Source organism: Brevibacillus sp. FIR094 (assembly GCF_050477165.1).
GTDB lineage: Bacteria > Bacillota > Bacilli > Brevibacillales > Brevibacillaceae > Brevibacillus.
The window spans coordinates 174,311-195,103 of record NZ_JBEAES010000008.1 but is presented as its reverse complement, the minus strand read 5'-3'; the positions used below and the strand labels follow the sequence as shown (position 1 = coordinate 195,103).

Here is a 20,793-nt window from a genome sequence, read left to right as displayed (position 1 = left end):
ATAAAAGAAAGATGGGGATACAACGATGGAGCACATATATGACGTCCAAACCTTAATCAAAGAATCGCAAAAAAACAGAGTGAAATACTTGTTCTTTTGGGGACATACACAAAAGGAGTCAGGCACGATCGATAAATCATGCTTCAGCCAATGGTATCCGGCTGCTTTTGTAGAGGATGGCATCACGTACTTGACTGCTGAGCATTACATGATGGCGAAAAAGGCTGAGCTGTTCGGTGATCTTGCCATTCGTGATGAAATACTCAGGAAAAATCATCCAAAACAAGCGAAGGAATTGGGACGAAAGGTTCATTCCTTTGACGAGGCTGTGTGGAATGCGAACAAGACGGCGATCGTACGCCAGGCAAACCTATTAAAATTCAGCCAGCATGCCGATTTGAAAGCATACCTCTTGGACACTGGTGACCGCATGATTGTGGAAGCGAGTCCTTATGATCGGATATGGGGAATCGGGATGGCCCACGATCATCCGCATGCGGAACAGCCCGAAAAGTGGCGGGGAGAAAATTTACTCGGTTTTGCATTGGTGGCAGTTAGGGAGCAGTTACGTTCGTGATATTTACGTGAAAAAGTGGTTGAGCAGACGTTGCGCTGCTAACCACTTTTTTCTATTTACTGAACGGAAAACGCATTTTTTACCTGATCAAGCGACATGACCATTTGCTCATACAGCTTTCCGTCCGCAGTTGCGGGGTCATACGGATTGGACTGGGGCAAGGAGACAGCATAGACGAGCCCATGTGTTTGTGCCAGTACATCACCCAGCGGAGGTCCTTCCATTTTGGACAGATGATTCCAATGCGGTACCGTCATGACAAAAATGGTGAGGAGTGAGGATTGCTCCTCCTTTCGCTGATGGGGAGCGAACATAAAATGCGCTTCGTATTTCGTCGGTACATCCAGCTTGCCCTCCAGTGGCTGTTGGCGAGGGGGGCGCTTAGTCGTCGATGAGAACTCCTCCACGATGTAATTTCCTGTCCAAGAGGGAGGAATGGTAAACGTAAATGTCTCGGTGATCGGGATCGGCACCGTGAACTGATTGTTTATGGTTCGACCTTTGATCTCATCAGTTGTCGGTCTTTTGACTTCCCGCTCAGGGTCAGATGGAGCCGCTTGCTGTGGCGGTGGCGCTTCTTGTGGACCTGGCAGAGAACAGGCGGAGAGCAGAAAAATGATGATGAGTCCTACATAGAAGTACGTTGCTACTTTCATCACGGTCCTCCTTGATGTATAAAACACTCCCGTTTATTCATTCCACGCAAGGAGGAAAACTATTCCATAGTCCTATCGTGAATATTTATTCAATAAAACATATTTTTCTTGAATATCAGAAAATATATAATTATAATTAAAATCAGAAATCATTTCCGGTATTCGGAAAAGTTGATACGCAATTCATCCGGGACATAAATGGGGGATAGCAGGATGATTGAGGTTAAGCAGCTTGTCAAATCTTTTGGCCCGTTAACCGTGTTGAAGGGCGTTACGCTCACGGTGGAAGAAAAGGAAGTTGTTGTCTTGCTTGGAGCCAGTGGTTCAGGCAAAAGTACTTTACTCCGATGTTTGAATTTTCTGGAATTTTATGACGGTGGAGAGATTCGAATCGGTGGTCAGCAGATTGATCCACACAAGACGAATCTCAATCAGTTCCGCGCCGAGGTCGGCATGGTTTTTCAGCACTTTAATCTGTTTCCACACAAGACTGTTTTGGAAAACTTGATCGAGGCACCTGTTCATGTCAAAGGGATGAATGCAGCAGATGCCAAACAATTAGCGTACGAGCTCCTGAAAAAAGTAAATATGCAGGATAAGGCCGATGTCTATCCGGACATGCTCTCTGGTGGACAAAAGCAGCGGGTTGCCATCGCCCGGGCGCTTGCGATGAAGCCGAAGATCATGCTTTTTGATGAGCCTACCTCTGCTCTCGATCCCGAGCTCGTCGGTGAAGTGCTACAGGTCATGAAGCAGCTCGCCAAAGAAGGAATGACGATGATCGTCGTGACACATGAAATGGGGTTCGCTCGTGAAGTAGCAGATCGGGCGGTGTTCATGCACGATGGGCAAATCCTGGAGCAGGGACCACCGAGTGAATTCTTTGAAAGTCCGCAGCATGATCGTACCAAGCAGTTCTTAGGTAGCATCCGTTAACATCCACTAAATATAGAGATGAAAAACAGGGGGAATCACCAATGAAAAAACGTGCAAAATGGTCCGGAATTTTGTTGTCCACTGTTCTATTGGGTTCATTGTTACTCTCTGCTTGTGGATCACAGGAGAGCGCACCGGCAGCAGGTGGACAAGCTTCTGGAGACGGGGGAAAGAAGGATTTTACGTACGCGATGAGTGGCGTGTACAAGCCGTTTAGCTTCAAGGAAAACGGGCAACTGACTGGCTTTGACGTAGAGATTGGACAAGCGCTGGCAGAAAAAATGGGCATGAACGCAGTACCGATCACCAATCCATTCGAAACGATCATCCCTGGTCTGGACGCGAAAAAATACGACGCTGTCATCGGGAGCTTGACCGTCACACCTGAGCGTCAAAAAGCTGTTTTGTTCACCAATCCGTACTACCGTTCCGGTTCGCAAATTTTCGTGCAAGAGGGCAATACCACCATCAAGAGCAAAGAAGATTTGAAGGGCAAAAAGATCGGCGTAGTGAAAGCATCTAACTACTTGGATTGGGCGAAAAAGCTGACCGATGAAGATAAAATCACTCAGTATGATAGCGATATCACTGCTTTGCTCGACCTGCCGACAGGACGTCTCGACGCAGTGATTACCGACCAGGTAGTTGGCTTGCGATTCATTAAAGAAGGCGGCGGAAAAGTCATTGACGTAGGCGAACCGCTGAGCTTTGACGAGCAAGCGATCGCTGTGCGCTTGGGTGACCAGGAGGCAGTAGATCGGCTCAACAAGGCGTTGGACGAAATCGTCAAAGACGGTACCTACGAAAAGATCAGCCAAAAATGGTTTGGCCGCAATATCCTGCAAAAACAGTGAGTGGGCAACGGGGTGTCCGTGATGGGCGCCCCACTTTTAACGCTTCATGTGAGGAGGATTGCACGTGATTATTGATATTTTCCTATCCAGTTATCCCCTTTTTCTAAAAGCGACATGGCTCACAGTTCAGTTGACGGCAGTTGCTCTGATGCTCGGTTGTGTGGTAGGTCTTGTCATTGCCTTTTTCCGAATATCGGATAACAAAGTATTGAACTACATCGCACACGTCTATATTACCGTCATTCGCGGGACGCCTTTGATCGTGCAAATTTGTATTCTGTACTTCGGCTTGGCAAATTTGGTGACGCTCTCGCAGTTTTGGGCAGGAGCCATCGCGCTGGCAGTTCATAACGGTGCGTATATTGCAGAAATTTTTCGAGGCGCCATCCAGTCCATTGACCGTGGGCAGATGGAGGCGTCCCGATCACTCGGAATGTCGTACCCGCTGGCGATGCGCAGAATCATTTTGCCGCAGGCGTTCCGTCGGGCGATCCCATCGTTAGGCAATCAGTTTATTATCGGGCTCAAAGACTCATCGCTGGTCGCATACGTAGGGATGCAAGATTTATGGGGAACCGGTCTCGGTGAAGCAGCTTCCAACTACAAGCAGCTAGAGACTTACATGGTCGTAGGCTTGTACTATCTCGTATTGATCATGATCTTCTCGTATTTCGTAAACAAACTGGAAGCACGATTAGCCAGAGGCAAAGCCCCCAATAAACAAGCGAAAGACAACACGAGTGTGGCAGCGTAACTCTTAGTCATGGAGGACGAAAGAAAGATGGTTCAATCAGTCGAACGGGCGATGAAAATTATTCGGGTACTGATTTCAGACGAAAAACATGCTTGGCCGATTTCGGAGCTGGCGAGCGCAACGGGTCTACCAATCAGTACGCTCCACCGTTTTCTCGAATCCATGATCCAGTTCGGATTGGTTGAGCAGGACCCAGTCACCAAGCATTACAAGCCGGGATATACGTGGATGGAAATCGGTTTTATCCTGCATGAAAAGCTGAACCTGCGGGCTGTGGCAAGACCTTTCATGGAGGAGCTGGCGAATGAAGTGGAGGAGAGTATCTTCCTCAACGTATTGGCGGGGACGGATTCGATGCCGATCGAAAAAGTAGAAAGTCCACTGAAAATACGCATAGACGAGAACCTGGGGGAGCGGATTCCTCTCACAATCGGCGCCCCTAGCAAAATCATTCTTGCGTATTTGAAGCAGGATGCGGTCACGAAAGTCGTTTCAGCCCAGCTTGCGCCAGACAAGCAACCGTCATTTTTAGAGCAGCTGAGTGAAGCCAAGACAAGTGGCTATGCGATCAGCTACGAAGAGAAGACGGAAGGCACCATGGCAGTCGCCGCTCCGATCATCGGTTACGGAAATCAACTCGTCGGAGCGCTCTCGATCAACGCCCCATGCTTTCGGGTGACAGAAGATCGATTGCCCCTACTCATCGAAAAAGTGAAGCGTCAGGCTGCGACGATTTCGGCAAGAATCGGCGGCGTATAAGTTAACCCTCCATTCCAGCATCTGTGGATGGAGGGTTTGCTTTTTTTTATAGTAACCATTAGATCTTTCAATTTTTTCGCCTCGAAAAACTGTGTTAGTGTGAAAGAAACAGTGGGGAGGGGAGATAGACATGTTTCCATTTCGCGTCATTAATCAGGAAACAACGGAAGATGTGCTGGATATGGCCAGTGTCATTGAAGTGGTAGAGCAAGCCTATCAAATGAAATCGAGTCAGCAGGCGACGTTGTTTCCGCTCATTTTTCATGAGTTCGTAGAGGGTAGAGCCGACATGGATATCAAATCCGGTCATTTGCCGCAAGCCGATATATTTGGACTCAAGCTCGTCTCATGGTTCGGTGACAATGACAAGAAAGGTCTGCCACAACTAGTCGGTACGGTGATGGTAGTAGACAGCCGAACGGGCGTACCGCAGGGGATTTTGAGTGGAGAGCACATTACTTGCATGCGTACGGGAGCTGCCGGTGGAATCGGTGCAAAGTATTTGGCACGTCCCGAATCGGAGAACCTGCTGATTATCGGGACGGGACATCAGGCTCCTTTTCAAATCATGGCGACACTGATGACGATGACAGAGATCAAGCGGGTGTACATCTTCAATCCGCGATCACCAGAAAAGGCGCAAAGCTTTGCCGCCAAAATCAAAGAAAATCTCTTGACCAGATTCGTCTCCAAGTATGCGGGAGAAGAGTACGAGCGGTATGCCAGCCGTTGTGACGTGCAGTTTATTGCAGTGGATAACCTCGAAGAAGCGACTAGACAAGCAGATATGATCATCACAGCAACCCCTTCACGTGAACCGATGATCCAAGCGGAGTGGGTAAAGCCGGGGACGCATATTACCTGCATAGGGGCAGACATGGAAGGAAAACAAGAAATCGATGAACGGCTTTTTGCAAAAGCGCGCGTCTTCGTTGATGATGTCGAACAGGCTGTACGGGTGGGAGAGACGAAGGTAGCTGTAAAAAAGGGCCTGATAACAGAAAGCGATATCGCAGCAGAGATCGGCAATGTCATCCCAGGTCATGCCCAAGGACGACAACATGTAGAAGAAATCACGATTTTTGATAGCACCGGGATCGCGTTCCAAGATTTACTGACAGCTGCACACATTTTGAAAGTGGCGGATAAGCGCGGTGTAGGAACGATAGTTGATCTGTAAGGGTGAAAGGATAGGATAAGGAGAGGAACGACGATGAGAATTGCACCTTTTAAAGTAGAAGAATGGATGAACGCCTACGAAATGGAGGCTGTTTACAATATTGCCGAAACATGCGTCGACTCGCTGACGGTAGAAGAGTTGATCCGCCTTTCCGATGAGCCAGAAGATTTTTTCCGCGAGATGGGCCAGAAGAAGCTGACGTACGGTCATATCGAGGGTTCGCCGGAATTCCGTAGCCTCGTCGCGAGTATGTATCAAACGATGAAGCCGGACAACATTTTGGCGATGAACGGGGCGATCGGAGCGAATTTTCTCACCTTGTTCTCGCTCGTTGCGCCTGGTGACGAAGTCATTACCGTTCATCCAACGTATCAGCAAATTTATTCGGTACCGGAATCGTTCGGAGCACAGGTCAAGCTGCTCAGACTTTTGCCGGAAAATGATTTTTTGCCTGATCCGGGTGAACTGCGCTCGCTCGTTACAGACAAGACCAAGCTGATCTGTATCAACAATCCGAATAATCCATCTGGAGCTTTGATGGGTGAAGAGTTGTTGCAAGAAATCGTAGGGATTGCCCGCTCCGTAGATGCTTACTTGCTGTGTGACGAGGTGTATCGAAATTTGCACCAAGACCCGGAGGTTGTGGTACCATCTATCGTCGACTTGTACGAAAAAGGGATTGCGACAAGCAGTATGTCCAAAGTATTTTCATTGGCGGGCTTGCGTCTGGGGTGGATTGCAGCCCCTCAGGATGTGATCAAAAGCTGCTTCCAGCACCGCGATTACACGACCATCAGCTGCGGGATGCTGGATGACATGCTGGCTGTCCATGCACTGAAAAACCGCGACAAGATCATGGAGCGCAACCTAAAGATCGTGCGGGACAACCTGCAGATTCTCGATGAGTGGGTAGCGAAGGAGCCGTTGGTCTCTTATGTCAAGCCGCAGGCTGGAACAACCGCAATGCTCAAGTACGAGCTGGATATCCCTTCGGAAACGTTTTGCATTGACCTGTTTAAAACGACAGGGGCGTTTTTGACACCAGGCAGTTGCTTCGACATGGAAGGGTGGCTACGAATCGGGTACGCGTGCTCGACGGAAGTGCTTCAAGTAGGTCTATCAAAAGTATCGGAGTTTTTGGAGTCACGCAAATAAGGGATACAGTAGGAGGGGGAGGGATAATTAGCGGAGCATTCGGGATTTTGATGGCTACTGTCCTGCGGTATGCGTCGAAAGTCAAAAAAGAGCTTTTGCTGGAGAAAAAAGCAGCTATCCCCACCATCATCCGCGTTTTGTCAGTAAGGAGAAGAAGTTCATGTCGTTGTCCGTATCCTTTCTCGATATTGTAAAAGCTCACAAAAATCTAAAGGGGCAGGTTATCCATACCCCGTTAATTTCATCAACCGCGCTGTCTGCCATTGCAGATGCCGATGTCTGGATGAAGCTGGAATGCCATCAGAAAACAGGTTCATTCAAGGCGCGCGGTGCGCTTAACAAAATCGCATCCTTGACGGAAGAGGAGCTAGCTCGGGGTGTTATTACCGCTTCAGCAGGCAACCATGCACAAGGGGTCGCGTATGCGGCATCGCTTCGAGGTGTGTCTGCCTTGATCGTCGTGCCAAAAACCGCACCAGAGACCAAAAAAGCGGGGATCAAACGCTACGGTGCGGAATTGGTCGTTTATGGAGATAGCTATGATGACGCAGAAAGTCACGCCTATGAACTGGTGAAAGAAACTGGGCGCACATTCGTCCATGCCTTTGAAGACAACGAGATCATAGCAGGCCAAGGAACGGCAGCCCTGGAAGCTCTTTTGGAAGAGCCGGATTTTGACGTCATACTTGTACCTGCTGGCGGTGGCGGGCTTATTTGCGGAGTGGCGCTCGCAGCAAAGGCAATCAATCCGGATGTGCAGGTGATTGGGATTCAGACACACGCATCTCCGCCTTGGTACTACTCGTTCCGCGAAAAGCGGTTGGCTGATGTGGTATACAGGGATTCGCTCGCAGACGGTCTTCATGGGGGAATTACACAAGGCAATCTGGATTTGGCCCTGCAGATCGTCGATGACTTCCTGCTCGTAGAGGAAGAACATGTTGCTCAAGCCATGAGCTGGCTGGCAAAGGAGCATCATCTGATGGTGGAAGGCTCAGGGGCGGTAGGTATCGCTGTACTCATGCAGGAAACGGTACCCGATCTGGCAGGAAAAAAGGTGCTGACAATCGTGAGCGGCAGTAATGTAGATGCTCGCAAGCTGGCGGAAGTTATAGCGAAGCACGTATAGGGTATCGGTTGAACATAGAGCCACTCTCGGCTACACTTTTTCTAACAAAGGTTGTTCAAAAAGCCGACTTTTTGAACACACACTTACACGAAGAATGGGTGTCGTTCGGTGAGGGAGTGGATTATCAATCATGGAGTTACGCAATCTGAAGACATTTCAGGTCGTTGCCGAGCATTTGAACTTGACGAAGGCTGCAGAGCAACTTGGATACAGCCAGCCTACAATTACACTCCAGATTCAAGCATTGGAGCGGGAGCTGGGTCATCCTTTGCTCAATCGGGTAGGCAAGCGCACGTTTTTGACACCGGCCGGAAAAATAGTGAAACAACATACGGATCAGCTTTTCTACGTTCTCCAGCACATGGCGGAGGGACTTAATCACTTAGACATGCCTGTAGGACCGCTGATCGTGGCGGCCCCGGAGTTTTATTGCATCCAATACATGCCCCAAATTCTGAAAGCATATGTAGAGACACATCCACAGGTCAATCTGCAGGTGATTTCATGCACCAGTCAGGAGACTTTGAAAAAAATCCAAGCCCATGAGGCGGATATTGGAATCATTGCGGGCACCACCTCGCAACCAGGTATTCATTCCAGCGTCGTAGACGTAGAACAATTCACCTTGATTGCTTCCCCTGATTTGATGAAGGACAAAACACTAGCAGACGCACTCGTGACCTTTCCTTTTTTGTCTTATCAGGAGGGGTGCAATCTCGATGAATTTATTACCCAATGCCTGTTGGAGTTAAACTACATCCCACCTTCTGTCATTAAATGTAGCAGCGAAGAAACGATCAAACGGTCAGTTCTGAATCAAACAGGCATAGCCCTGCTTAGTAAGGTTCTCGTGGAAAAAGAACTGCGAACAGGCGAACTGATCGAGCTGTTCCGCTTTTCCAAGAAAGCAGAAACTTCGCTAGTCTGTTTGGAACGCCGAAGAGAAGAGCCTGCGATTCAAACCTTCATGGAGCTGGTCAAAGACGTATGGTTATCGGTAAGAGAAGAGTAGTAGTATAAGGGCAAATTATCTCTTGGAAACAATATTTTCTTCTTGCCCCTCTAGAGCGAGGGTTGTTTGCGTGATATAATTTTGCTTTCTTTCATTTTGGACAGCCCCCTTTTTCCGTTTCGTTTCTGTGTGGAACGGCAATGATATTGTAAAATGACAGAAGGTAAGAGAAATAGGAGATGACAACAAATGAGTAAGCAAGTAAACGAAACCGAACTCGTTTCGCATGTAGCTACGAAAACAAAAGTAGACCCGGAAAAAATCAGGATCGTACTCAAGCATGAGCAAGCGTACATGAACAGTGCGAAGGCAGATGCAAAAGGTGATGTCGACGTTGATTTTGATGATCTCGTAGATTACATCATGGGTAAGTCAGATGTGAAGCTGGATGAGATCACCGTCGAGAAGATCCTGGATGTAGAGATGGAATACTTGATTAAAAAAGGAGTCGCTGGATATATAGACTAATAGAGGACGTATGGTTATCAGGAAAAGAAGAGTAGTGTTCCAAGCACATTCCCCTGTAGAGGGTGATGTGCTTTTTTTATTCCCACAACGCAAAAGGGTAATCATGTTCTGAAATACAGTGGCTACGGTGGGGAGAAGAATATTTCCAGTCTAGGCTCCAGGCTCCGTCCCGCTGAGGGTTGAGACTGTCCGCTCCGAAGGGATTAGCGGGGAAATGCAAAAGTGGTAGCCGCTTCGTCGCGCGGGCACGGTTGCATTTCTTTTGCCCGCAAATCCCTTCTCTGCTCGGTAGGACTCCACAAGTCGCTACGTCTGGAAATATTCTTCTCTGGCGTTGCTCAATACGTTCTTCGTTCTTTTAAGGCTTTTAAAACCCGAGTAACACGAAAAGCTCGTAGAGGAAACAGGAGAAATAAGCGAAGATCTTTGGTACACCGACCGAGACGGAATGCAAAAAGCGAAACACGATCTTAAGCGTCCACCTTTGAAACACATCTTGAAAGGACCACTTTGGACGCGGTTTCGCTTTTTGCATGGAGACGGGCAGTGAATCCCTCAGCGGGTGGGACAAGAATCTGAGCGTTTTCTCCTGTTTCCTCCCCACCACAACAGCGTGAAGATCATATTTTTAGTAATTTTTAACATTTGATATATATACTAAAAAATCCAAAAAATATCTGAAAGACAAATGTAAATTGTTTGACTATTAGCAGTCGCCGTGTCTATAATTTGGTTATCTTTGTTAGTAATGTTAACTAACTGTGTGGCGGTGATCGATGAAGCGTGCAAGCTCCCAAAAAAACAGGTAATAGCAAACTCGTGAAAAAACTGAATAAAGAAGAAGTATTGCAACAGGTCGTCCTGCACGGGCAAATTTCCCGCGCGGATATCTCCAAACAGACACAACTCAGCCGTCCATGTGTTTCCGCCCTCGTAGATGAAATGATCCAGGAAGGGCTCCTGCAAGAAGTAGGAATGGGCGATTCCAAAGGCGGTCGCAAGCCGATTTTGTTGGAGTACAATTACCAGGCCTATGCCATTGCCGGAGCGATTTTCGAAGGATCTACTTTGGACATGGCCATCGCAGATATGAAAGGTGAGTTCTTAGCTCGCTATCGCAAACGGCTGGCACAACCAGCGAATGGCGAAACCGTCATCGAAGATTTGGCAGCTGGACTGGATCGCTTGCTCAATGAAAGCGGCATCCCGCGAGAGCGTCTGCTCGGAATGGGTGTCGGTTTGCAGGGGGTTACGCAGCGTGGAAGTGGAACCGTCAGCTTTTCACCCAGCACGGGGTGGATGGGTTCACCGATTCAGCAGACTATCGAAGCGCGACTCGGACTGCCCGTCATTATCGACAATGATGTGAATATGATGACACTGGGCGAGTACGTCCGTGGAGCAGGGGTCGGCCATACCAACGTCGTCTACATGTACGTAGGAACGGGGATTGGGGCCGGGATCATTTTGGATGGACAGTTTTATCGGGGGAGTCGTGAGGCAGCAGGAGAAATCGGCTTCATGATGATCGGCCCGGTACATAATCGCCCGAATGGCGCGTCAGGCGTGTTTGAGACGCATTATTCGATCCCAGGCATCCAAGAGCAGGCTAAGGGATTTCTCTCTGACCTTCAGGAAGGGTCGAGTGTCATAGAAGAGCTGATCCGGCACGCCAAACAAAATGCAGAAGCGAAGGAGCTTCTTGCGGATGTGTATCGACATTGGGCGTACGGAATGGCGAACATCATCAGTATTTTGAACCCGGAAATACTGATCCTGAGCGGGGAGATGGTCCACGTCGATGGTGAAGGGGTGAAGCAAATTCACGAATGGCTAAGAGAATGGGTGCCCGAGGTGCCTAATCTTGAAAAAGCGAGTCTGGGGGAACGAGCTGGTTTGATTGGTGCTGTCCATAGTGTTTTGGAAGCGTTTCCTTTCATACGACTGCTTGACAAAGAGTGAGAAAAACAAGAGGGGGAGTTCGTTTTGAAGAAGACAACTAGCAAGCTGAAAACATGGATGAAGGGCATATTTGTCAGCTCCTTGGCTCTAACTGTGGCTGCGTGCGGCAGTGGAGGACAGGAAGCAAAGCCTGCTGACAACGGAGGCCAATCAGGTACGGCTGCTCAACCTGCTGATTCATCGGGTGACCCACAAAAACTGGTGATTTACACCGGACGGGACAAAAACATTTTTGAAATCGTATTGCCAAAATTCAAAGAAAAGTACCCGAACATTGAAGTGGAAACACTCGAAATGGGTGCCCAACAAATTTTGGAGCGCGTTCGTGCAGAGAAGGCGAACCCGCAGGCTGACTTCTGGTGGGGTGGTACCCAATCTGCTCTAGCGACAGCAGCCAATGAAGATCTGCTGGAGCCTTACAAGCCGACTTTTGCAGACAAGGTTCCGGATTTGTACAAAGATCCGCAAGATCGCTGGTACGGCGAAATGCTTTTGCCAGAGGTTATCATGTACAACTCGCAGGTGCTGAAGCCAGAAGAAGCGCCGCAAGATTGGGACGAATTGATCGATCCGAAATTCAAAGACAAGATTGTTATCCGAAACGTACTGCCGTCCGGCACGATGCGTACCATTTATTCTGCAATGATCTTCCGTCAAGGGGCGGATACTCCTGAAAAAGGTTTTGAATGGCTGACGAAGCTCGATGCCAATACAAAAGAGTACACGCAAGACCCGACAAACCTGTATTTGAAGCTGGATCGTCAAGAGGGCGTCATCTCCCTGTGGAACCTCCAAGACGTTCTGATTCAAAGCAAAAAGAACAACCATCCGTATGACTTCATTTATCCGAAGAGCGGGGCACCAATTCTCGTAGACGGCGTAGCTCTGGTAAAAGGCGCGAAAAACCAGGATGCAGCGAAAAAGTTCATGGAATTCTTGATGAGTCCTGAAATGGCTGCTCAATTGGCGAAGGAGCGCTTCCAGTTCCCATCCCGTACAGACATCAGCAAGGACGAATTGCCAGACTTCATGAAAAATCTCGAGCTAAAGCCAATGGAACTCGATTGGGCTGTCATGGCTGCAAAAGAAAAAGAGTGGATGCAGCATTGGGATGAAAACATCAAGGGGAAAGGCAAGAAGTAAGGAAGGTTTTTTTCAAGCAGCTAGGCGGGAAGGCGTTGTCCTTTCCGTCTAGTCACTTATAGAAGTTGTTTGAAAACGGACGCAGCTTGAAATGACTTGCGATGAAGGAGGAAACACAACCCGATGAGCAGCGTAACACTTGATCACGTTCACAAAAGGTTTGGCCAAGCAAAAGGGGTCGAAGATGTTCACATTCATATCGAATCAGGAGAGTTTTTTACTTTTCTCGGTCCGAGTGGCTGCGGCAAAACGACTACCCTGCGCATGATTGCCGGCTTTTATTATCCAACGGATGGCCATATCCGCTTTGGATCACAGGAGGTTACATCACTTCCTCCGCATAAGCGCAATACCGGGATGGTATTCCAAAACTACGCGTTGTTCCCGCACATGACTGTTTTTGAAAATATCGCGTTTGGCTTGCAGGTTCGGAAAGTGAACAAAACAGATGCAAAAGAGCGCGTAGAACGGATCATGAAGCTGGTCCGTCTGGAAGGCTATGGCGAACGCCGCATTGATCAGCTTTCTGGGGGACAACAGCAACGGGTAGCACTGGCACGGGCGCTGGTCATCGAGCCGCAGATTCTGCTGTTGGATGAGCCGCTGTCCAATCTGGACGCGAAGCTTCGCGAAGAGACGCGTTTTGAGATCAAGAGACTCCAGTTAGAGCTGGGGATTACGACGATTTACGTCACGCACGATCAGGCGGAAGCGATGTCGATGTCAGACCGGATTATGGTCATGCAGAGCGGAGAAGTGCAGCAGATCGGAACACCGCATGAGATTTACCATCGTCCTGTAAACCGTTTTGTCGCTTCTTTTATTGGCGAGACGAATCTGTGGGAAGGGACAGTTACCGGATTTGACGGTGATGAAGTGCTGGTTCGCACGGCTTCTGGACAAATGCTCAGCGGATTTAAGGAAAATGCTTCTCCACGTGCACAGCTGTCAGTTGGGGAGAAAGTGACTATGTCCATTCGTCCTGAATCCGTTCTGGAGAGTACAGGCAACGAGGGTCAAAATGTAGTGACAGGCTCTGTTGTCATGTCAGAATTTACAGGTGCGTGTGTCAATTACGTCACGGAAGTAGGAACGGAGAGCCTGCGTAGCATGTCCATCAACTTGGGACGACCGATTAAACAGCGTGGCGATGCCATCGGCCTACATATACCGAAAGAGAGCATTTATTTTGCCGGATAAGGGGGAAGAAGCTTTTGAGAGCAGAGTTGCAGCAAGCGCCGACAGCAGCCAGACGAAAGTCCATCACCGCTTCACCCGCCTTCGTCTACGTGCTGGTATCGCCACTCTTTTTAATATTGTTGGCTTATGTCGTTTATCCATTGTTCGAAACGTTCGTTGCGAGTATTAAGATCGATGAAGGAATTACGTGGAAAAACTACATTCGCTTCTTCAGCTTGGAGCATACCGCCAACCTGGAAGCGTTGTGGAACAGTATCTACATATCGGTTTTGAGTGTCATTACGTGCGGTATTGTTGGCGTCGCGATGGCGTTTTTATTGGAACGCTATGATTTTCCTGGACGAAAAATTCTTTCTGTACTGGCTTTGGTTCCGATGGCGTTGCCTCCACTCATTGGTGTTCTCTCGTTTACCTTTTTGTACGGGGAGAGTGGGATCATCCCACGGGCGATCAAAGAGCTGTTCGGGCTTGCCCAAGTTCCTTTCTCGTTAAAAGGAATATGGGGTGTGGTCGTTGTTCATACGTTTACGATGTACACCTACTTCTTCATGACAGCTACAGCAGCAATCAAGGGACTCGACCCGTCCCTGGAAGAGGCGGCAGCCAGTCTTGGAGCGAATCGCTTTACCGTTTGGCGGCGCATTATTTTGCCGATGCTTACGCCAGCGATGGTCGCGTCTTCTCTGTTGGTTTTCATGATTTCGATGGCTTCTTATACGGCGCCACTCATTTTCGGAATTGACCGGACGATGACGATGCAAATCTATCTGTCTCGCACCAATGGAGATTTGGACATGGCTGCGACACAGTCTACGATTCTTTCGATTGTTTCTGTGGCTTTTCTTTTGATCATGCGTTGGTACCAAGGCGCACGCAACTACCAGAACTTGAGCAAAGGGGTCAGCGTGCATCGTACCGAGATCAAGAGCAAAGTAGGACGCTACACCACGATTGTGCTGTCTTTTATCGGTACAGTCATTCTGATGCTGCCAATTCTCGTATTGGTACTCATCTCCTTCTCGGTGGATGGTACCTGGACGGTGCAAATATTACCTCCGGATTATACCTTGTCGCATTACATGGATTTGTTCACGGATAGCAAGACATGGCGTCCGATTCTCAACAGCTTGCAGTTGTCTGCTATCGCGGTAATCGGGATTGTCATTTTCGGTGTAGCTGCGGCATATGCGATGGTTCGCCTCAAGTTTCGCGGGAAAACGCTTCTTGATGTGTTGATCATGCTGCCATGGGCATTGCCAGGGACAGTTGTGGCGATCAACCTGATTGCAGCGTTCAGCGAGCCGAATGCATTCAGCTTTGGTCAGGTTTTGATCGGAACATTCTGGATTATCCCGTTGGCGTATTTTGTCCGACATCTACCACTTGTGTTTCGCTCTACAAATGCGACTTTGATGCAGATGGACCCATCTGTCGAGGAGGCTGCACGGAATCTGGGGGCTTCCTGGTGGTATAGCTTCAGACGTGTCGTGTTCCCGATGGCTTGGGGGGGAATTCTCGCAGGTACGCTTTTGGCATTCGTTCAGTGTATCGGGGAGTTCGTGGCTTCGATTCTGATCTTCACACCGAAGACAACGCCATTGTCTGTGGCGGTATTCCAACGTATGTACAGTAATGAATTCGGCACCGCTTGCGCCTATGGTGTCTTGCAAATCGTGGTCATCATCATCGTGTTGTTCATCTCCAGAAAACTGACCGGAGATAAAGCGGGAACGGCCGTGTAGTGTAAAGCTGGATGCCTTTGTAAAAAAGGAGGAGCTTCTCGTGGATGTCAGTGAATCGATGGATAAGAAATCGCCGATGGTACAGCCGACTAAACTGCCCTGCCCGCCTATTCCCGCATCTCTTCGCACTATGCAGGGGGAACACGGACTGCTCGATCTGTGGAAAGCAATTAAGCCGCTCGCTACCATTGCCAGTGCCATGAACACAGGTGCCCATCCAGACGATGAGCACAGTGCCATGCTCGCTTATTTGGCGCTGGGGAGAGGTGTGTATACCACGAGTGTGATCGCGACAAGAGGGGAAGGCGGCCAAAACGAAATCGGCTGCGAGCAAGGTACCGCGCTTGGGATTATCCGCACGAGCGAGCTTGAGGAAGCTTCATCTCTTAGCAATGTAATGCTTGGCATCTTAAGCGAAGAGCTGGATGATCCCATTCATGATTTCGGGTTCTCCAAATGCGCCGAAGAAACCTTCTGCAAATGGGGCGAAGAGGTCGTGTACGAACGATTGATTCGAAAAATCAGGGAGCTGCGCCCCGATGTTGTCATCGCTTGCTTTGAAAATGAACCGACGACACACGGACATCACCGGGCGATCACGTTACTGACACAGCGAGCTTTCCACGAAGCAGCCGATCCACAGTTCTTTCCGGAGCATAGGCAGTCTGGACTTTTGCCGTGGCAAATGAAAAAGATGTATTTGCCTATCATGGACAACGATGATTATCACGTCGCTGTACCCGTGGGGGAATACGACCAAATCTACGGTTCATCCTACGTGCAGCTTGGTGAGCGATCAAGGTTTATGCATAAGACACAGGGCATGGGTGTTCATTACGACGAAGGCCCGACCTACAATTACTACCGCTTAGATGCATCTGTTTCCCCGGCACCGGAAAAAGAGCGCGACTTTTTTTTGGGACTGCCCTTCAGTTTTGCTGATCTGGCGCAGAGCATCGCTGCAAAAGGCGGGCAAGAACTCGCCGAAGTGCTTCACCGTATGCACGATGCGGCTACAGATGTATTGAATGCCTACCCGCGTTTTGCTGAGGTGGCACAAAGGGTTCATCACATGAAGGCTTTGCTTGCGTCTGCACAACAAGAAGTACACAGGGCTCCACTCGATGAAGAAACAAAGATTGATTTGATGTATCGGCTAGGACTCAAGGAAGCGCAGCTAAACCGTGCCAGTGCCGAGGCTCTATCTTTGGTCGTGAAAATCAAACCGGAGACGGGCGAGTGGGTGGCAGGCCAGACGACAACCGTTACCGTAACGGCTTACAACGGCGGATCGCTTGAGGTTGAGCATGTGCAGTTGCGTATGCGTGTCCCCGCTGGTTGGACGGCGAAACCACTCACGCCAACTGCATTTCCACGACTGGCTTACAATCAGACGGTGTGCACCGTATTTGAGGTATCGATTCCTGCACAGACGGAGCTGTTCCATCCTTACAAGTCGCCCGTGCTCGATGTCGAGGTGCTCTATTTCGCCTTCGATACAGCCAGTACGATTCGCGTGGAGCCGGATAGCCGTGTAGCTGTGCTTCCGCCGTATGCCGTGACTCTGACACCATCAGATGTGGTGCGAAACACGCTGCATACGGATGAGGCGATCCCGGTTAAGGTAACACTGAAACAGTACCGTCCGGGAAGCTCTACAGCCAAGGTCGCTCTCGTTGTCCCAGCAGGCTGGACAGTGGAGCCAGCCTTTGTCGATGTCCCGTTTTCTTTCCGCAGCGAGACGAAAACGATCGCGTTTACTGTTCATACGACGCCGCAAGTGAAGAATGGCAAATATCAGATCAGCGCTACGGTCGCGGGGACAGACGGTGTGACAGAGATCGCGCAGGATGTGCAGGTCATTGAATACCCGCATGTCGGCCGCACGTATTTCATCCGACCTGCTACGCTGACTGTTCAAGCCTTTGACCTGGCCATCCCGAAAAATCAACGGATTGGCTACGTATCCAGCGGCTTTGACAATATGGATAAATACTTGCGCGCGGTTGGGGTGAATTGCCTCAATCTCGACGCAAACGAAATACAATCGGGCGATTTGTCCCGCTATGACACGATTGTTCTCGGTATTCGCGCATACGGATTCCGCCGCGAATTAATCGAGAGCAACCAGCGTCTTTTGCACTATGTAGAAAACGGCGGAAATCTCGTCGTTCAATATCACAAGCCGGAGGACAAATGGAAACCGCATTTGGCGCCATACCCCATTTTTATCGGCGAATCGCTAATCGATTGGCGGGTGACCAATGAGCAATCAGACGTCCGCATGCTGGCCCCTGACCATCCGATGTTCCAGGAGCCAAACGTGATTACCCAAGCAGACTGGGATGGATGGGTGCAGGAGCGCTCCATCTACAATCCTTCTCGCTGGGGGAGCGAGTATACCGAGCTAATTGCGACAAGTGATCCGGGAGAACCGGAGTTCCGCGGTATTTTCCTTACAGCGCATTATGGAAAAGGGACGTATACCTACAGCTCGCTTGCCTGGTTCCGCGAGATTCCACAGCTAGTCCCTGGCGCTTTTCGTTTGTTCGTCAACATGATCAGTCAGAAGCAGTAATGCCCCATCCACTCCGGGCCAACCGTGGGTCGATCCATGGCTACATCAATGAAATGCAAACGTACAGACCGCCATGATTGATATAGACATCAATCTGAAAATGGAATGGAGGAACGTTCATTGAGTAAGGGGAAACTTGCCAAGCTGTACACGATTACGACTGCAGCGGTGCTAGCCACGAGTCTGATTATGCCGGTAGCACCCGAGACCGCCCATGCAAACCGCGGGGTTGTCGACCTGTGGAAAGCCATCAAGCCGCTCACCACGATTGCCAGTGCGATGAACACCGGAGCACATCCGGACGATGAGCACAGTTCGATGCTCGCGTATTTGTCGCTAGGCAAAGGGGTGGACACATCCAGCGTCATTGCGAACCGAGGCGAGGGAGGACAGAACGAGATAGGCAGCGAGCTGGGTAATGCGCTGGGGATCATTCGTACCCGCGAATTGCAGGAAGCTTCCAAAATCACGAACATCCATCTGGAGAATCTCAGTGAAAAAATCGATGACCCTATTTTTGACTTCGGCTTCTCCAAAAGCCCGGATGAAACTCTGCAAAAATGGGGCGAGGATGTAGCGTACGAAAAGCTCATCCGCCGTATTCGAACACTGAGACCCGATATCGTGATTCCCGCATTTTTGAACGAACCTTCGACTCACGGTCATCATCGCGCGATTAATGTCATTACGGTACGGGCATTCAAGGATGCCGCAGATCCAAGCGTTTTTCCGCAGCATGCAAAGGAAGGCTTGGCTCCTTGGCAGGTGAAGAAGCTGTATCTGCCTGCGAAGGATCAAGATTACTCGGTCAAAGTGCCTGTTGGTGACTATGACGAAATTTATGGTGCCTCTTATGTCCAACTCGGCGAAGAATCCCGTTTTATGCACAAGAGCCAGGGCATGGGACGTCACTATGACGAAGGATCAAGCTTCAATTATTACAAGCTCGATCAATCCATCGTAGAGACAAAAGACAAAGAAGCAGACTTTTTTACGGGAATTGCCTATTCGTTTGACGATTTAGCCAAGGAAGTTGCCAGCCAGTCTGGTGGAGAAAAAGTCGCAGGTGAACTGAAAAAGCTGCAAAAGGATTCCGCAGAGGTCATTGCTGCGTACCCAAGCTTTGCCTCAGTAGCCAAGGAAGCGCATGAAATGCTGGCGGATGTGGAAAAAGCGACGGCAGTAGTCGAAGCATCCTCCTTGCCGACTAACACGAAAACAGACTTGCGCCATCGTTTGGGAGTGAAGAAATCCCAGTTGAACAAGGCTAGTGCCGAAGCGCTCTCGCTCGTGACCAAGGTAAAGCCTGAGACAACTGAGCTGGTAGCAGGCCAAACGACAAAAGTAACGGTCACGGCTTACAACGGCGGCCAAGCAAAGGTCGGGAAGATCAATCTCGCGCTGAATGTACCAAAAGGCTGGCAAGCCAAGCCGCAATCGACCACCAGCTTCTCATCGCTCGGCTACAATCAGACGGTGAAAACGACATTCGATGTTACGGTTCCGGCTGATGCCGCTCTGTTCCAACCGTATGCTGCTCCAGCCATTACAGCAGACGTCAACTACAGCTTTGCCGGCTCGACAGCGAATAGCCATGTGACACCAGCAGATGCCATTGCAGTTCTTCCATCTTTTTCTATGGTGCTGAGTCCAAATGCGACGGTTTTGAATACGCAGAAGCCAGAGGAGCCAATCCCGGTCAAGGTCACGGTGAAAAACTACAATCCAGGTGCAGCGAAAACAACCATTTCTCTCGATGTGCCAAAAGGCTGGAGTGTAGAACCACAAGCAGCACCGCTCGCTTTTGAGGCCAAGGGAGAAACGAAGTCGGTTGCCTTTACAGTCAAAGCAGATGCTTCGGTCCAACCGGATAAATATACGGTGACAGCAGTAGCATCTGGCAGTGGTAAAGAGAGTCGACACGGCGCTCAAGTCATCCGTTACCCGCATATCGGTACGTCCTACTTTGTTCAACCGTCGACGCTTGCGATCCAGGCATTTGACCTGAAGGTGCCGGAAGGATTGAAGGTCGGTTACGTATCCAGTGGCTTTGACAATATTGATCAGTATTTATCTCAATTGGGAGTCGATGTGACCAATCTGTCGGCAAAAGACATCGAGTCTGGCGATCTGGATCAATACGATACGATCGTGCTGGGCATTCGCGCTTATGGTTTCCGACCTGAGTTGATTCCTTCAAATGCCCGCTTGCTGAAATACGTGGAAAACGGCGGAAATCTGGTCGTGCAATACCACAAGCCAGAGGATAAATGGAAGCCGGAGCTGGCTCCTTATCCGATTAAAATCGGTGCTCCGCTGATTCAATGGCGTGTCACAGACGAAAACTCCAAAGTGACAGTATTGGCGCCTGATCATGCCTTGTTCCATTCGCCAAACAAAATCACGGAGGAAGATTGGAACAACTGGATTCAGGATCGTTCCGCTTACAATCCATCCGAGTGGGGCAAGGAATACACAGAGCTAATCTCCAATGGAGACGAAGGCGAGAAGGAATTTACGGGTACGTACCTCACTGCCAAGTATGGAAAAGGAACGTATACCTACAGCTCGCTCGTGTGGTATCGCGAAATTCCGTCACTCGTACCGGGTGCGATCCGATTGTTTGTCAACATGATCAGCCCACAGCAGTAATCATAATAGAAGGGAAGGCGATCGTTCGGCGGTCGC

At 49.5% G+C, this 20,793-nt stretch carries 17 protein-coding genes; 16 read left to right on the top strand and 1 reads right to left on the bottom strand.

Annotated elements, in window-relative coordinates:
- Positions 1–25 precede the first annotated feature (25 nt).
- Positions 26–577, top strand: a complete 552-nt coding sequence (locus tag ACQ5DJ_RS09190) for an NADAR family protein (protein WP_429842172.1) — start codon at positions 26–28, stop codon at positions 575–577.
- 56 nt (positions 578–633) lie between these two features.
- On the opposite strand, the gene ACQ5DJ_RS09185 is transcribed toward ACQ5DJ_RS09190, so the two are convergent.
- On the bottom strand, positions 634–1,233 hold the full coding sequence (locus ACQ5DJ_RS09185; RefSeq protein WP_429842171.1) for a hypothetical protein: 600 nt from the start codon (positions 1,231–1,233) through the stop codon (positions 634–636).
- 213 nt (positions 1,234–1,446) lie between these two features.
- Here ACQ5DJ_RS09185 and ACQ5DJ_RS09180 point away from each other — a divergent pair, with 213 nt between their 5' ends.
- The 15 genes from ACQ5DJ_RS09180 to ACQ5DJ_RS09110 all read left to right on the top strand — a co-directional run bounded on the left by ACQ5DJ_RS09180 (position 1,447) and on the right by ACQ5DJ_RS09110 (position 20,757).
- On the top strand, positions 1,447–2,169 hold the full coding sequence (locus tag ACQ5DJ_RS09180; protein ID WP_429842170.1) for an amino acid ABC transporter ATP-binding protein: 723 nt from the start codon (positions 1,447–1,449) through the stop codon (positions 2,167–2,169).
- Between the two features lie 41 nt (positions 2,170–2,210).
- Positions 2,211–3,023, top strand: coding sequence for an ABC transporter substrate-binding protein (locus ACQ5DJ_RS09175; RefSeq protein ID WP_429842169.1), 813 nt, complete (start codon positions 2,211–2,213; stop codon positions 3,021–3,023).
- Between the two features lie 64 nt (positions 3,024–3,087).
- A complete protein-coding gene (locus ACQ5DJ_RS09170) occupies positions 3,088–3,777 on the top strand; it encodes an amino acid ABC transporter permease (RefSeq protein WP_017252169.1) in 690 nt (229 codons plus the stop codon).
- Positions 3,778–3,804: 27 nt separating this feature from the next.
- Positions 3,805–4,536 (top strand): IclR family transcriptional regulator, encoded by a 732-nt coding sequence (locus tag ACQ5DJ_RS09165; protein ID WP_429842168.1) that lies wholly within the window; start codon positions 3,805–3,807, stop codon positions 4,534–4,536.
- A gap of 130 nt (positions 4,537–4,666) precedes the next feature.
- Positions 4,667–5,716, top strand: a complete 1,050-nt coding sequence (locus ACQ5DJ_RS09160) for an ornithine cyclodeaminase family protein (RefSeq protein ID WP_429842167.1) — start codon at positions 4,667–4,669, stop codon at positions 5,714–5,716.
- Between the two features lie 33 nt (positions 5,717–5,749).
- Positions 5,750–6,871, top strand: coding sequence for an aminotransferase (locus tag ACQ5DJ_RS09155; RefSeq protein ID WP_429842166.1), 1,122 nt, complete (start codon positions 5,750–5,752; stop codon positions 6,869–6,871).
- 160 nt (positions 6,872–7,031) lie between these two features.
- A complete protein-coding gene (locus ACQ5DJ_RS09150) occupies positions 7,032–8,000 on the top strand; it encodes a threonine ammonia-lyase (RefSeq protein ID WP_429842165.1) in 969 nt (322 codons plus the stop codon).
- A gap of 130 nt (positions 8,001–8,130) precedes the next feature.
- Positions 8,131–9,012, top strand: coding sequence for a LysR family transcriptional regulator (locus ACQ5DJ_RS09145; RefSeq protein WP_429842164.1), 882 nt, complete (start codon positions 8,131–8,133; stop codon positions 9,010–9,012).
- A 189-nt stretch (positions 9,013–9,201) separates the two neighbouring features.
- The gene (locus ACQ5DJ_RS09140) at positions 9,202–9,480 is read left to right on the top strand and encodes a hypothetical protein (protein ID WP_429842163.1); all 279 of its coding nucleotides are present in this window, start codon (positions 9,202–9,204) and stop codon (positions 9,478–9,480) included.
- A gap of 783 nt (positions 9,481–10,263) precedes the next feature.
- Positions 10,264–11,442, top strand: a complete 1,179-nt coding sequence (locus ACQ5DJ_RS09135; RefSeq protein WP_429842162.1) for an ROK family protein — start codon at positions 10,264–10,266, stop codon at positions 11,440–11,442.
- A gap of 24 nt (positions 11,443–11,466) precedes the next feature.
- On the top strand, positions 11,467–12,585 hold the full coding sequence (locus ACQ5DJ_RS09130; RefSeq protein ID WP_429842161.1) for an extracellular solute-binding protein: 1,119 nt from the start codon (positions 11,467–11,469) through the stop codon (positions 12,583–12,585).
- 123 nt (positions 12,586–12,708) lie between these two features.
- Entirely contained in the window at positions 12,709–13,785 is a 1,077-nt protein-coding gene (locus ACQ5DJ_RS09125) for an ABC transporter ATP-binding protein (protein ID WP_376900425.1), read from the top strand.
- Positions 13,786–13,799: 14 nt separating this feature from the next.
- Entirely contained in the window at positions 13,800–15,527 is a 1,728-nt protein-coding gene (locus ACQ5DJ_RS09120; protein WP_429842160.1) for an ABC transporter permease, read from the top strand.
- A gap of 58 nt (positions 15,528–15,585) precedes the next feature.
- Positions 15,586–18,105, top strand: coding sequence for an NEW3 domain-containing protein (locus tag ACQ5DJ_RS09115; protein WP_429842209.1), 2,520 nt, complete (start codon positions 15,586–15,588; stop codon positions 18,103–18,105).
- Between the two features lie 120 nt (positions 18,106–18,225).
- Positions 18,226–20,757: an NEW3 domain-containing protein gene (locus ACQ5DJ_RS09110; RefSeq protein WP_429842159.1), complete on the top strand. Its 2,532-nt coding sequence runs from the start codon at positions 18,226–18,228 to the stop codon at positions 20,755–20,757.
- Positions 20,758–20,793 lie beyond the last annotated feature (36 nt).

Excerpts from the sequence above, each read along its gene's own strand:
- ACQ5DJ_RS09190 (WP_429842172.1), top strand. The coding sequence starts at position 26 with ATGGAGCACATATATGACGTCCAAACCTTAATCAAAGAATCGCAAAAA.
- ACQ5DJ_RS09185 (WP_429842171.1), bottom strand. The coding sequence starts at position 1,233 with ATGAAAGTAGCAACGTACTTCTATGTAGGACTCATCATCATTTTTCTG.
- ACQ5DJ_RS09180 (WP_429842170.1), top strand. The coding sequence starts at position 1,447 with ATGATTGAGGTTAAGCAGCTTGTCAAATCTTTTGGCCCGTTAACCGTG.
- ACQ5DJ_RS09175 (WP_429842169.1), top strand. The coding sequence starts at position 2,211 with ATGAAAAAACGTGCAAAATGGTCCGGAATTTTGTTGTCCACTGTTCTA.
- ACQ5DJ_RS09165 (WP_429842168.1), top strand. The coding sequence starts at position 3,805 with ATGGTTCAATCAGTCGAACGGGCGATGAAAATTATTCGGGTACTGATT.
- ACQ5DJ_RS09160 (WP_429842167.1), top strand. The coding sequence starts at position 4,667 with ATGTTTCCATTTCGCGTCATTAATCAGGAAACAACGGAAGATGTGCTG.
- ACQ5DJ_RS09155 (WP_429842166.1), top strand. The coding sequence starts at position 5,750 with ATGAGAATTGCACCTTTTAAAGTAGAAGAATGGATGAACGCCTACGAA.
- ACQ5DJ_RS09150 (WP_429842165.1), top strand. The coding sequence starts at position 7,032 with ATGTCGTTGTCCGTATCCTTTCTCGATATTGTAAAAGCTCACAAAAAT.
- ACQ5DJ_RS09145 (WP_429842164.1), top strand. The coding sequence starts at position 8,131 with ATGGAGTTACGCAATCTGAAGACATTTCAGGTCGTTGCCGAGCATTTG.
- ACQ5DJ_RS09140 (WP_429842163.1), top strand. The coding sequence starts at position 9,202 with ATGAGTAAGCAAGTAAACGAAACCGAACTCGTTTCGCATGTAGCTACG.
- ACQ5DJ_RS09125 (WP_376900425.1), top strand. The coding sequence starts at position 12,709 with ATGAGCAGCGTAACACTTGATCACGTTCACAAAAGGTTTGGCCAAGCA.
- ACQ5DJ_RS09115 (WP_429842209.1), top strand. The coding sequence starts at position 15,586 with ATGGATAAGAAATCGCCGATGGTACAGCCGACTAAACTGCCCTGCCCG.